This window comes from Roseateles sp. (assembly GCF_039929605.1).
In the GTDB taxonomy this organism is placed as follows: Bacteria; Pseudomonadota; Gammaproteobacteria; order Burkholderiales; family Burkholderiaceae_C; genus Pelomonas.
The window spans coordinates 23,033-34,211 of sequence record NZ_JBDSQX010000209.1 but is presented as its reverse complement, the minus strand read 5'-3'; the positions used below and the strand labels follow the sequence as shown (position 1 = coordinate 34,211).

Here is an 11,179-nt window from a genome sequence, read left to right as displayed (position 1 = left end):
GAACCCGCGAAGAGATGAAATCCCTCGAAGGCCAGCCGGGCAGACGCGATCTCGGCAAGCAGCTCGCCGACCTGCTCGACGTCGACGCCGAACTGTTTCGGACCGCCGCCCATCTTCATGCCCGAGCCCTTGAGCTCGAAGTCGGGGTTGACGCGCAGGGCCACACGCGCCGGCAGGCCCAGACGCTGGGACGCGCGCGCCAGCGGCAGCAGCTCGCGCGCCGACTCCACGTTGACGAGCACGCCGGCCGCCACCGCCTGGCCCAGCTCGATGTCGCGCTTGCCGGGGCCGGCGAAGCTGATCTCGTGGGGGTCGGCGCCGCTGTTCAGCGCGACCTGCAGCTCGCCGGCCGAGGCCACGTCGATGCCGTCCACCAGCCCCGCCATCAGCCCGACAAGCGCCGGCATCGGGTTGGCCTTCATCGCGAAGTGCAGCTCGATGCCTTTCGGCAGCGCGGCGCGCAACTCAGCAACCCGGGCCTTCAACAGGCCGCGGTCATAGGCGTAGAACGGTGTCTGGCCGACGCGCTCGGCCAGCACGGACAGCCGCTGGCCGCCCACCAGCAGCTCGCCATTCGCGTCGCGGGGGAAGAGCACGGGCGCGTGCCCGAGGGCGCGCTTGGTCGGGACGGATTCAGTCATGCGGCGTGGCGCCTAAATGTGGTGTTCGAGCCAGTCGGTCGAGAGGGTTTTGCGGTCGATCTTGCCGTTGGGGTTGCGCGGCAGCGGGCCTGGGCGGGCGTCGACACCGTGCGGAACCATGTAGGCCGGCATGCGCGCCTTGCAGGCGGCGGTCAGCGCGGCCAGGTCCAGTTCGCCGGCACCCTCGGGGGGCGTGACGATGACCTGGATGGCCTGGCCCAAGGTGTCGTGGTGGACACCGAAGGCTACGCACTCGCCGACGAGGCCGGTCGCGTACAGCACTTCCTCGACCTCGGTCGGGCTGACCCGGTAGCCCGAGGTCTTCATCATCTCGTCGCGGCGGCCGACGAAGTACAGGAAGCCTTCAGCGTCGCGCCTCACCGTGTCGCCGGAGAACACGGCGAACTCGGGCAGCTGCAGCCCGCCCTCGCGGCCGCCGACACCTGAACCCACGACCGGCAGGGGCTTGTAGCGCTCCGCCGTCTTTTCGGCGTCGTTCCAGTAGCCCAAGCCGACGAGGGCGCCGCGATGCACCAGTTCGCCCGGCTCGTCGGGCGCGCACTCGCTGCCGTCCTCGCGCAGCACGAGGATCTCGGCGTTCGGGATGGCCTTGCCGATGGAGTCCGGCCGGCGGTCCACCTCTTCGGGCGGCAGGTAGGTCGAGCGGAAGGCCTCGGTCAGCCCATACATCAGGAAGGGCTTGGCCGACGGCGCCTTGGCGCGCAGCAGGTCCAGCGTCGCCCGCGGCATGCGGCCGCCGGTGTTGGCGAAGTAGCGCAGGTTGGCGTCGATGGCGGCCGGCCATTCGAGCTGTGTCAGCTGGATGTAGAGCGGCGGCACGGCGGTCAGGCCGGTCACCTTCTCGCGCTCCATGGCCTTGAGCACATCCTTGGGCATCAGGTAATTCAACAGCACGACGCGGGCGCCGCTGTGGAAGGCCGTGGTGAGCTGGCTGAAGCCGGCGTCGAAGGACAACGGCAGCGCGGCCAGCAGCGTGTCGCTGGCACGGTTTTCCAGGTAGCTCGCCACGCTCTTGCCTCCGGCCACCATGTTGCGGTGGGACAGCACGACGCCCTTGGGCCGGCCGGTGGAGCCCGAGGTGTAGAGGATGGCCGTCATGTCGGTGTCGATGATGCGGTGGCCAGCACGGGCAGGCGAAGCCAGCAGTTCGAGCCAGTCATGCACCGGCACCGGCGCATCACCCGAGCCTCGGGTCAGCACGATGTGGCGCAGCGCCGGGCAGGCGCTCAGCACGTCACCCAGCTGCGCCAGGCGCTCGGGAGACGTGACCAGCACGCGCACATCGCAGTCGCGCAGGATGAAGCCGACCTGCTCGGGCTTGAGCAGCGGGTTCAACGGCACGAAGACGCCACCGGCCGCCGGTGCGCCGAAGCTGGCGATCACCGTCTCGAAGCGCTTCTCCAGGTAGATCGCCACCCGCTCGCCGCGGGCCAGGCCCAGGTTCATCAGACCGCTTGCGAAGCCGCGCACCGCAGCGTCCAGCTCGCTGTAGTTCAGCGTGGTTCCGCCATAGGTCAGGGCCGGTGCGTCGGGCGTGTGCTCGGCGGCGACGGCCACCAACTCGTTCAGCAGGGTCGATTCGGGCATGAAGCTCTGGAGAGTGAAGACTGGGCACGACAGACAAGCCCGGACGCTAGCAACAAGCGCCTGCAAGTGGCCGCCTAAGCGAGAACGACCCGTGAAAAAAGTATCTCACGCGCCCCCGAGGCCAAGGGGCCGGTACCTCGGCGCAGATGAGGCCCGCCGCTAAACTGCGCGACTGTATTTTTGGACCATCCCATGGACAACGCCCAGGTTCTCAGCCATGTGCTGAGGCTTCTCGACGACGTGCTGAGCCTGAACGGCCGTGCCCAGACCTTCACCCGCGACACCGCCCTGCTCGGCGCCCTGCCCGAGTTGGACTCGATGGCCGTCGTCAGCCTCATCACCGGGCTGGAAGAACAGCTCGGCCTGGTGGTCGACGATGACGACATCGATGGCGACACCTTTGCCACTGTGGGCTCGCTGGCGGACTTCGTCGGCGCCCGGCTGGGTTGATTCCTCACCCCAACGTCTTCTTCCTGCCCGCCGCTGGCGGCGAGCAGCGGCTGTGTCTGTTCCACGCGCCGACGGGCGTGCCGCGCAGCAAGGTGCTCTATCTGCACCCGTTCGCGGAAGAGATGAACAAGTCGCGCCGCATGGCGGCCCTGGCCTGCCGCGCGCTGGCCGAGGCCGGCCACGCCGTGCTGCAGATCGACCTGCGCGGGTGCGGTGACTCGTCTGCCGACTTCGGCGACGCAGGTTGGGCTGACTGGCAGGCCGACGTGCGCCTGGGCCTGGCCGAGCTGGACCGTCGCGCGCCCGACGCGCCGCTGTGGCTCTGGGGCCTGCGTGCCGGCGCCCTGCTGGCCGCCACCGACTGGGGCCGGCCGGCGAACTTCCTGTTCTGGCAACCCATGACCAACGGCAAGCTCGCGCTGCAGCAGTTCCTGCGCCTGAAGCTGGCCGCCGAGATGGCCAGCGGCGCCGGCAAGGGGCTGATGGAGCAGATGAAGACCGAACTGGCCGCCGGCCGGCCGGTCGAGATTGCCGGCTACCGGCTGGGCGCCGCCCTGGCTTCGGGGCTGGAAGCCGCCAAGTTGGCGCCAGCCGGCACGCCGGGCCGCGTCGAATGGCTGGAACTCAGCACCCGCGAGGACGCGGCACTGACGCCCGTCAGCGAGCAAGGCATCAAGAGCTGGCAGGACGCGGGCTGGGCGGTACAGCCGCAGATCGTCCAGGGGCCCGGCTTTTGGTCAACCGCAGAGATCGAACTCGCTCCGGCACTGATCGCGCGCACCGTAGAGGCTCTGTCATGAAGGAATCCGTGCTGAACTTCACCTGCGAGGGCGAAGCACTGGTCGGCATCCTGGCCGAGCCCGAAGGAGCTCCGGCCGACGTGGGCGTGCTCATCATCGTCGGCGGCCCGCAGTACCGCGCGGGCAGTCATCGCCAGTTCACGCTGCTGGCTCGCCACTTGGCCAGCAACGGCTTCGCGGCGCTGCGTTTCGACTATCGCGGCATGGGCGACAGCGCCGGTGAAACGCGCGACTTCCTGGCCGTGGACGCCGACATCACGGCTGCCGTTGACGCGCTGCTGGCCTCACAGACGCAGCTCAAGCGGGTGGTGCTGTGGGGGTTGTGCGATGCCGCGTCGGCCACCTTGCTCTATCTGGAACGCCAGCCCGACCCTCGGGTAGTGGGACTCGCCCTGGCCAATCCATGGGTACGCTCCACGGCCTCCCTGGCTCGCACCCATGTCAAGCATTACTACGGCAAGAGGCTGTTGCAGGCGGAGTTCTGGCTGAAGCTGCTTCGAGGCGGCGTAGGGCTGGATGCCTTGAAGAGCCTGATGCGCACGGTCAAAGCCAGCCGCGGGCCTGCCGCTGACACCCGCGGCTTTCAGCAGCGCATGGCAGCCGGATGGCGGCGGACGCGGCTGCCCATTTTGCTGATGCTCAGTGGCGACGACTACACTGCCAAGGAGTTTCTGGGCCATGCCAGCGAGTCGCAAGACTGGGCCGGCTTGCTCAGCGAGAACCGGGTCTCACGGATCGACTTTCCTGGCGCGGACCACACGTTTTCGGAAGCCATGCAGTTGGAACGCCTGACGACCGTCACCCATCGCTGGCTGCAGGACATCGCACCTTCCCCATGATGAAGCAGATCCGCTTTCCGTTGGACTGGCATCGCCTGCTCACGGCGACCGCCGTTGCACTGGCCGCCACAGCCGCATCGGCCCAGATCGGGCCCGCCTGCGGTTCACTGGAAAACAACTACGGGCCTTACGACTACCGCGGTCATGAAGGCAGCAAGCACATCGTCGAGTCCAACCACTTCGACTCCGGGGTGGAGAACCTGACACGGCGCATGACCGGGCCCTTCGGCGGCGATATCGCTTACACGCTGCGTGCCTTCCCGAACCACTATCGCGCGCTTGTCACCCTGGAACGGCTTGCCGAGAAGGAAAAGGCGGATCCGCCGGACAGCGCCAAGTACAAGGTGGAGTGCTACTACGAACGCGCGCTGCGCTTCGTGCCGGACGACCATATCGTGCGGCTGCTCTACGCCAGTTTCCTGATACGGCGCCAACGCCTCGATGAGGCGGGCCAACATCTGCAGTACGTCGCGCGCACAACCCAGGACAACCCGTTCGCGCAGTTCAACGTCGGCATGCTGTACGCCGACCTCAAGGAGTACGACAAAGCGCTGGTGCAGGCCCATCGCGTCATCGCCCTGGGGGTCGATCGCCGCGAACTGAAGGACAGGCTGGTGGCCGCTGGCCGCTGGGTCGAGCCGGCGGCGGCCGATGCCGCAGCCTCATCGCCGGCGCCGGCCTCGGCCCCCGCGTCAGAGCCTGCTGCGGCCCGTTGACCGATGTGCGACTTGCCCTCAGTCAGCGTCATCAAGCCCGGTTTTAACGCGGAGCGCGGCATCGTCGCGACGCCGCGCTCGGCCCGCGACCGTCGAGCGTTGGTGTTTGACGTGAGCTTGATGGAAAGAAGTCATGTGATGGTTTCGCCGCGCTGGTCGAGCGCGAGTTTCCGCAGGTGAGTCTGATGGGCAGCGAACGGATCGGGTATTGCGATGTCGACGACGTCTGGACCACTGCTGACGCCATGCCCGGCGCGGTCGAGCTGCCATGCGGGGCCGCCCAGTGAGCGCGCCGCCGACCCTGCCCACCGAGCCACCGACCCCTGAGCGATCGCCCGGCATGGGCCGACAGATCGCGCTGGCGGGTATCACGCTGGTGGTGCTGAGACTGTCGATCCGGATGATCGGCCTGGTCAGCATCATCCTGCTGTTCCGCATCCTGTCGCCGGAGGACTTCGGCCTGGTCGCGACCGCCATGATCGTGGTTGGCTTCATCGAAATCTTCGCGGAGTTCGGCTTCGACCAGGCGCTGCTGAGGCATCCGAACGCCACCGAGCAGCAATACCAGACCACCTGGACATTGAACGCCCTGCGCGGCGGCAGCGTGTGCATCGTGCTGCTGGCGGGCGCGCCACTCGCGGCCCACCTGCTCGATGAACCGCGGCTCACGCCCATCCTGCTGGCCCTTGCGTGGGCGCCGCTGCTGGACGGCATCGCCAGCACGGGCGTCATCGAGTTCGCGCGCGATCTCAACTTCCGCAAGGAATTCATGCTGAAGGTCAGCCAGAAGCTGGTCTCCTTCGCGGCCACGCTGGCAGCGGCGCTGCTGCTGCAGAACTACTGGGCCCTCGTCATCGGCACGCTGACCTCGCGCCTGGTCGGCCTGGCCATGGGCTATGCCATGCACCCCTTCCGGCCCCGTCCCAGCCTCGTGGGTGCGGGCGAAGTGCTGCGCTTCTCGTCCTGGCAGCTGAGCAACAGCATCGTCCTGTACGTGGGCAACCAGGCCGACAAGATCGCCACGCAGAAGCTGTTCTCCGCCGGCACCGTCGGCATCCTGCGTGTCGCCGAAGAAGTGAGCTCCATGGTGATGGAGTTCGTCTGGCCCATCGAGCGGGCGCTGGTGGCGGGCTACACCAAGCTCGTCGACCGCCAGGACGAACTGCACCGCGTCGTGCTCGCCAGCGTCGGGGCGGTGGCGGCGGTCGGCCTGCCACTGAGCTGCGCGCTTGCGGTGCTGGCGGACCCGGCGATCCGCGTCGTGCTGGGCGCCAAGGGCATTCCCGCCATTCCGTTTGTCCAGGCCTTCGCCATCCATGGCGCGCTGCGTTCGACGATGTCCGGGATATTTCCGCTGTTCCTGGTGATCGGCCGGCCTCGGATCAACACGCAGGCCACCTTCCTGTCCGTTGCCATCCGCCTCGGCGCACTGGTCGTGCTGTTCCCGCGCCTGGGCGTCATGGCGGCACCTTATGCGCTGGCTCTCGGCACCTTTTTCAGTTGGTGCTACGTGTGGATGCACTTGAACCGCGCCCTGCGGCTGCACTGGTCGGACCTGCCACGCATCCTCGGGCGCACCGTCGCCAGCAGCTTGCTGCTGTGCGCAGCAGGTTATGCAACGCTGCTCGCGCTGCCAGGGTGGCCGCCGCTTGCCGCGCTGGTCGTTGGCGGACTGGCCTGCACCCTCACCTACCTGGGTTCCAGCCTGCTGCTCTGGACGCTGGCGGGCCGCCCCCCCGGCGCCGAGGCCACCCTCATTCACTGGCTCCAGCGCCGCAGGGCGCGGGGCGCCGCCTGAGATGAAACTGCCCCTCGCCCGGTCATGCGCCGCTGAACGCGGGCCAGCCCAGTCGGTCCCCCGAGGGGACGGCGATGCTCGCGGCGCGTGCCCCGCTCGCACATCGCCAGACGGGCCGGCTTGGGAGCGGCCCGGCGCTCGGCCCGAAATACGTCCGTTTCATGGGCTGCGGGTGGCGCGCAACGCCATGGAGAACTGATATGCAAGCCCACATCGTTCCCGTTGGCAACCTAGCCAACCAGATGCTTCAACTGGCGTTCATGGACGCGCTGCAGCAGCAGCTGCCCGGCCTGCAGATAGGCGGGGTCGACCTGCCGATATGGCAGATCCGGCGCGACTTGCCGGTATCGCCAGCCGCGCAGCGGCTGCGGTTCTTCGGGCAATACGTCGACCGGGAATGGCTGCTGGGGCTGCTGCAGCGCGGCTGGTTGCAAGACTTCGAATTCGCGGCGCTGGGCTTTCGGATGGCCAACTTTGACCGCGAACGCGTCAAGCGCCTCTTCCCGCCCACGCCAACGGTGGCGCAGGCCCTGGCGCACGACGAGCTGTTGATCAACGTGCGCGGCGCCGAGACGCTGGACAACGTGCATGTCGACTACGGCCCGCTGCCCTTGCACTACCTGCGGCAACTGGTCGAGACGACCGGGCTGCGGCCGGTGCTGATGGGGCAGATCGGCTCGGACTGGTACTCCGACGCGCTTCGCGAGACCTTCTCGGGCTGCCGCGAGATTTCCAGCCAAGGCATCCGCGAAGATTTCGAGATCATCCGCGCCGCGCCTCATATCGCGATGAGCCTCAGCAGCTTTTCATGGCTGGCGTGCTGGCTGTCCGGCGCGCAAACCATCCACATGCCACTTGTGGGCATTTTCAACCCCGCCCAGCGCCCTGACATCGACCTGCTCCCCGTGGACGATCCGCGCTATCGCTTCTACGAATTCGAGGTCCGGCGCTGGGCCGCCAGCGAGCCACAGATCGGCGCGCTGAGTACCGCCGGGCACTGGCCGCAGCTCACCACGCCGCAAGTGGAGGCGAAGCTCGCCGCTGCAGCCAACAGGCTGGCGCCGATGCAACGGCGCTACCGGCTCAAGCTCCTGGCCGCCCTCGCCAAACAGCGGGCCGGATTTCATGCGCGGGTCGGCAACAGAGCTCCCCCTGCATGACACGCGGCGTCTCCCCGGGCCGTTTCGATGCGTCGGTCGACGTCGCGCGCGCCAGCCTGATGCTGTACGTCGTGGCATACCTGCATCTCGGCGGTTATGTGGGCGATGGCGACACGCATGTGGGCTGGGCGAGTGCCGCGATCACCCAGTGCGTCCTGGGCACTTTCACGTTCATCTCCGGCTATCTGCTTGGGCGCCATCCGCTGAAGCTGGAGGCGGCCGCATGGCTGGCGTTCTATCGCCAGCGTTTTTGGCGAATCTATCCGCTCTATCTCGTCGCGCTGGCCTGCTTTGCCGTCACCGGATTGACCGATTGGCGCACTGCCACCAAGGCTGCACTGGGACTGACGATGTTCTTCCCCCCTTCGCCGATGACGCTCTGGTACGTGGCCATGCTGATGGCCTGTATCGCAGTGGCACCCGCACTGTTGATCGGCACGCGCAAGACCACGCTGCTGGTCAGCGCCGCCGTGCTGCTCTTCCTCGCTGGATGGCAGCTTTGCATCGCACCGCTAGACACGCGTTTGGCCACCCAGTTCGCCGCCTTTGCAAGCGGCATCGTCGTGGCGCGAAGCCATTGGCGCTACCTCCCCGTCGGATGGGGTTTGCTGACGGCGGCGGGGCTGGCGCTGGCTCTTCAATTGAGCACCACATCCCGAGGAGACTTGTCGGATTGGAGCGCCATACCTGCCGTATGCCTGATGCCGCTGCTGGTCTTGCGGGCGCTGGATGCCCTGCCCGCACAAGTCGGCAGCAACCGACTGGTTCGCATGCTGAGTTACGGCAGCTTCTGCGCCTACCTGTTCCATCGCGTTGTCTATGGCGCCTTCGAGCGGCTGATGCATTTTGATCAGCCATTGCATCACTGGCTCGCGTTGCTATGCCTGGCGTTGCCCGCAGTCATGGCCGTCGCTGTCCTCGCGCAATACCTCTATGACCGGCTGTTCCTCAGCCTGTCGGGTTTGAGAACATCTTCATCATGAGAATCGCCGTCCTGTCCTATCCCATGCTGTTCCAGACCCGAGGCGGGCTGGGGATGAAGGTGGGGCGCACGGTGCAGGCGCTCTGCGACATCGGGCATGAAGCTCGCCTGATCGATCCTGTGCGCGAATACCTGCGCGATTACGACTTGGTGCATGTCTTCGCCGGCTACAACGGCAACCACCGGATCATCGAGCAGGCCAAGCGGGACGGGTTGCCCGTGGTGCTCTCCACCATCATGAACCCGCCTTACAGCGCTTTCGAGGGGCGCCGCGGCCGCCTCCTCAACCGCCTCGTCGGCAAGCTGACCAACTACAAGCTGACGACGAGCCACTGGCAGCTCCACACCTCGATCACGCTGGCCGACCAACTGGTGGTGCTTGGCACCGGCGAGCGCCGCATGTTGGTCGAAGCCTTCCAGGCCGATCCGGCCAAGGTCAACGTCATCTTCAATGGCGTTGGCCATGAGTTCTTCAAAGCCGACCCGAGCGAATTTCTGCAGAAGTACCCGCACATCCGCCAGCCATTTGTCCTCCACACCGGCCTGCTCGGCGACGTGAAGAACCAGCTCGGCCTGGCGCGCGCCATGGCGGGCAGCGGCGTGCAGATCGTGCTGGCCGGCTATGCCGGCAAAGACACGAGCGACTACCTGGCCCAGTGCCTGGCAGCTTCGCCGGACGTCATCCACCTGGGCGAACTGGCCCATGGCAGCCTGATCGCGTCCGCCTGCGTGGCGGCCTCGGTCATCGCCATCCCGAGCCGCCACGAAGGCATGCCGAACTCCATCCTGGAGGGCCTGGCCGCTGACCGGCCCGTGGTGCTCACGGACAACCACGTCATGGACCTGCACCTGCCCTCCGAAGTGGCCGTGGAGGTCCACGCCGACGACCACGCCGCCATCCGCAAGGCCATCGAGGGATTCCTGCGTCAGCCGCCGCCCGCAGGCCGCGCCCGAGCCGCCGTCCAGGCATTGAGTTGGGAGGCCGTCGCCCGCCAGTTGGTGGACGTCTACGGCAAGGCCATCGAATGCAACCGCCGCGCGAGCTGACCCCCGCCATGCCGCCCATCAGCCGCGACGACACACTCCATATCGACAGCTACACGCACCCGCGTGAACTGCCCGACGACGGCCTGGCCTTGATGGGCCGAGCGGAACAACGCCACATCGAGTTTGGCGCTGATTGGTTCGCCCTCCTCGTCGACACCGTCTACGCCCGGGAGCCGAAAGCGCACCAGGTGCGCCTTCACGTGCTGCGCTGCGGCAGCCGCGTGCTCGCCGTGCTGCCGACCGTGGCGCACGCTGGCGCGCTCGGCCGCGAGGTGGGCGCGCTGTCGAACTTCTACACGGCTCTTTTCGCACCAGCGCTGGACGACGGCATCACCGCCGAGGACCTGCTGCCGCTGCTGCGCGCGGTGCGCCGCACCAGCGGCGGTGCCGCCGTCTATCGTTTCGCGCCGATGGACCCGGCGTCACGGGAGTTCTCTGTGCTCGGGCGCGCACTCGAACTGGCCGGCTTGAAGGTGCACCGCTATTTCGCCTTCGGCAACTGGTACGAACCGGTGCGCCAGGACTGGGCCGCCTACCTGAAGGACCGCAGCAGCCAGGTGCGCAACACGATCAAGCGCAACGCCAAGAAGTTCGCTGCCGAGGGCGGCTCGCTCGAGATCGTGCAGGGCGGCGAGCGGCTGGAGGCCGGACTCGCGGCCTACCAGGCCGTCTACGCGCAGAGCTGGAAGGTGCCTGAGCCCTACCCCGACTTCCTGCCCGAGCTGATGCGCCTGTGCGCGCGGCGCGGCTGGCTGCGCCTGGGCGTGGCCTGGGTCGGCGACAAGCCCGTGGCAGCTCAGCTATGGATCGTCGCCAACGGCCGCGCCGACATCTACAAGCTGGCCTATGACGAAGCCTACAAGGCGCTCGCACCCGGCACCTTGCTGACGGCGCGACTGATGGAGCAGGCCCTAGACGCCGACCACGTCCGCGAGATCGACTACCTGATCGGCGACGACCCGTACAAGGCCGCCTGGATGAGCCAGCGCCGCGAGCGCTTCGGCCTCATCGCCTACGACCCGCTGACGCCGCGCGGCCTGTGGGGCCTGCTGCACCAGACCCTCGGCAATGCCTGGCGCCACCTGCGTGCCAAGCCCGCACCCGCGCCCCGCCCGGAAAATCCGGCCGACTGAACCTC

The 11,179-nt window shown here is 67.5% G+C and carries 10 protein-coding genes and 1 pseudogene; 9 read left to right on the top strand and 2 right to left on the bottom strand.

Annotated elements, in window-relative coordinates:
- Both ABIS05_RS28165 and ABIS05_RS28160 read right to left on the bottom strand, forming a co-directional pair.
- Nucleotides 1–641 (bottom strand): annotated as a pseudogene (locus tag ABIS05_RS28165) (pyridoxal-dependent decarboxylase, exosortase A system-associated); the annotation flags it as partial.
- Between the two features lie 12 nt (nucleotides 642–653).
- Nucleotides 654–2,249, bottom strand: a complete 1,596-nt coding sequence (locus ABIS05_RS28160) for an acyl-CoA ligase (AMP-forming), exosortase A system-associated (protein ID WP_348010305.1) — start codon at nucleotides 2,247–2,249, stop codon at nucleotides 654–656.
- 192 nt (nucleotides 2,250–2,441) lie between these two features.
- Here ABIS05_RS28160 and ABIS05_RS28155 point away from each other — a divergent pair, with 192 nt between their 5' ends.
- The 9 genes from ABIS05_RS28155 (at nucleotide 2,442) to ABIS05_RS28115 (ending at nucleotide 11,174) form a co-directional block, all read left to right on the top strand.
- Nucleotides 2,442–2,699, top strand: coding sequence for a phosphopantetheine-binding protein (locus ABIS05_RS28155; protein ID WP_348010304.1), 258 nt, complete (start codon nucleotides 2,442–2,444; stop codon nucleotides 2,697–2,699).
- Entirely contained in the window at nucleotides 2,696–3,499 is an 804-nt protein-coding gene (locus ABIS05_RS28150; protein WP_348010303.1) for a hydrolase 2, exosortase A system-associated, read from the top strand. Before ABIS05_RS28155 ends, ABIS05_RS28150 begins: the two co-directional genes overlap by 4 nt.
- A complete protein-coding gene (locus ABIS05_RS28145; protein ID WP_348010302.1) occupies nucleotides 3,496–4,338 on the top strand; it encodes a hydrolase 1, exosortase A system-associated in 843 nt (280 codons plus the stop codon). The genes ABIS05_RS28150 and ABIS05_RS28145 overlap by 4 nt, the downstream gene beginning before the upstream one ends.
- Nucleotides 4,335–5,054, top strand: coding sequence for a hypothetical protein (locus ABIS05_RS28140; RefSeq protein WP_348010301.1), 720 nt, complete (start codon nucleotides 4,335–4,337; stop codon nucleotides 5,052–5,054). Before ABIS05_RS28145 ends, ABIS05_RS28140 begins: the two co-directional genes overlap by 4 nt.
- Nucleotides 5,055–5,394: 340 nt before the next feature.
- Entirely contained in the window at nucleotides 5,395–6,852 is a 1,458-nt protein-coding gene (locus tag ABIS05_RS28135; RefSeq protein ID WP_348010299.1) for an oligosaccharide flippase family protein, read from the top strand.
- Between the two features lie 260 nt (nucleotides 6,853–7,112).
- Entirely contained in the window at nucleotides 7,113–8,012 is a 900-nt protein-coding gene (locus ABIS05_RS28130; RefSeq protein WP_348063384.1) for a hypothetical protein, read from the top strand.
- The gene (locus ABIS05_RS28125; protein ID WP_348010297.1) at nucleotides 8,009–8,995 is read left to right on the top strand and encodes an acyltransferase; all 987 of its coding nucleotides are present in this window, start codon (nucleotides 8,009–8,011) and stop codon (nucleotides 8,993–8,995) included. Before ABIS05_RS28130 ends, ABIS05_RS28125 begins: the two co-directional genes overlap by 4 nt.
- Nucleotides 8,992–10,041, top strand: coding sequence for a glycosyltransferase family 4 protein (locus ABIS05_RS28120; protein WP_348010296.1), 1,050 nt, complete (start codon nucleotides 8,992–8,994; stop codon nucleotides 10,039–10,041). The genes ABIS05_RS28125 and ABIS05_RS28120 overlap by 4 nt, the downstream gene beginning before the upstream one ends.
- Nucleotides 10,020–11,174, top strand: coding sequence for a GNAT family N-acetyltransferase (locus ABIS05_RS28115; protein WP_348010295.1), 1,155 nt, complete (start codon nucleotides 10,020–10,022; stop codon nucleotides 11,172–11,174). The genes ABIS05_RS28120 and ABIS05_RS28115 overlap by 22 nt, the downstream gene beginning before the upstream one ends.
- Nucleotides 11,175–11,179: the final 5 nt, after the last annotated feature.

Excerpts from the sequence above, each read along its gene's own strand:
- ABIS05_RS28115 (WP_348010295.1), top strand. The coding sequence starts at position 10,020 with ATGCAACCGCCGCGCGAGCTGACCCCCGCCATGCCGCCCATCAGCCGC.
- ABIS05_RS28145 (WP_348010302.1), top strand. The coding sequence starts at position 3,496 with ATGAAGGAATCCGTGCTGAACTTCACCTGCGAGGGCGAAGCACTGGTC.
- ABIS05_RS28155 (WP_348010304.1), top strand. The coding sequence starts at position 2,442 with ATGGACAACGCCCAGGTTCTCAGCCATGTGCTGAGGCTTCTCGACGAC.
- ABIS05_RS28160 (WP_348010305.1), bottom strand. The coding sequence starts at position 2,249 with ATGCCCGAATCGACCCTGCTGAACGAGTTGGTGGCCGTCGCCGCCGAG.
- ABIS05_RS28120 (WP_348010296.1), top strand. The coding sequence starts at position 8,992 with ATGAGAATCGCCGTCCTGTCCTATCCCATGCTGTTCCAGACCCGAGGC.
- ABIS05_RS28130 (WP_348063384.1), top strand. The coding sequence starts at position 7,113 with ATGGACGCGCTGCAGCAGCAGCTGCCCGGCCTGCAGATAGGCGGGGTC.
- ABIS05_RS28135 (WP_348010299.1), top strand. The coding sequence starts at position 5,395 with ATGGGCCGACAGATCGCGCTGGCGGGTATCACGCTGGTGGTGCTGAGA.
- ABIS05_RS28140 (WP_348010301.1), top strand. The coding sequence starts at position 4,335 with ATGATGAAGCAGATCCGCTTTCCGTTGGACTGGCATCGCCTGCTCACG.
- ABIS05_RS28125 (WP_348010297.1), top strand. The coding sequence starts at position 8,009 with ATGACACGCGGCGTCTCCCCGGGCCGTTTCGATGCGTCGGTCGACGTC.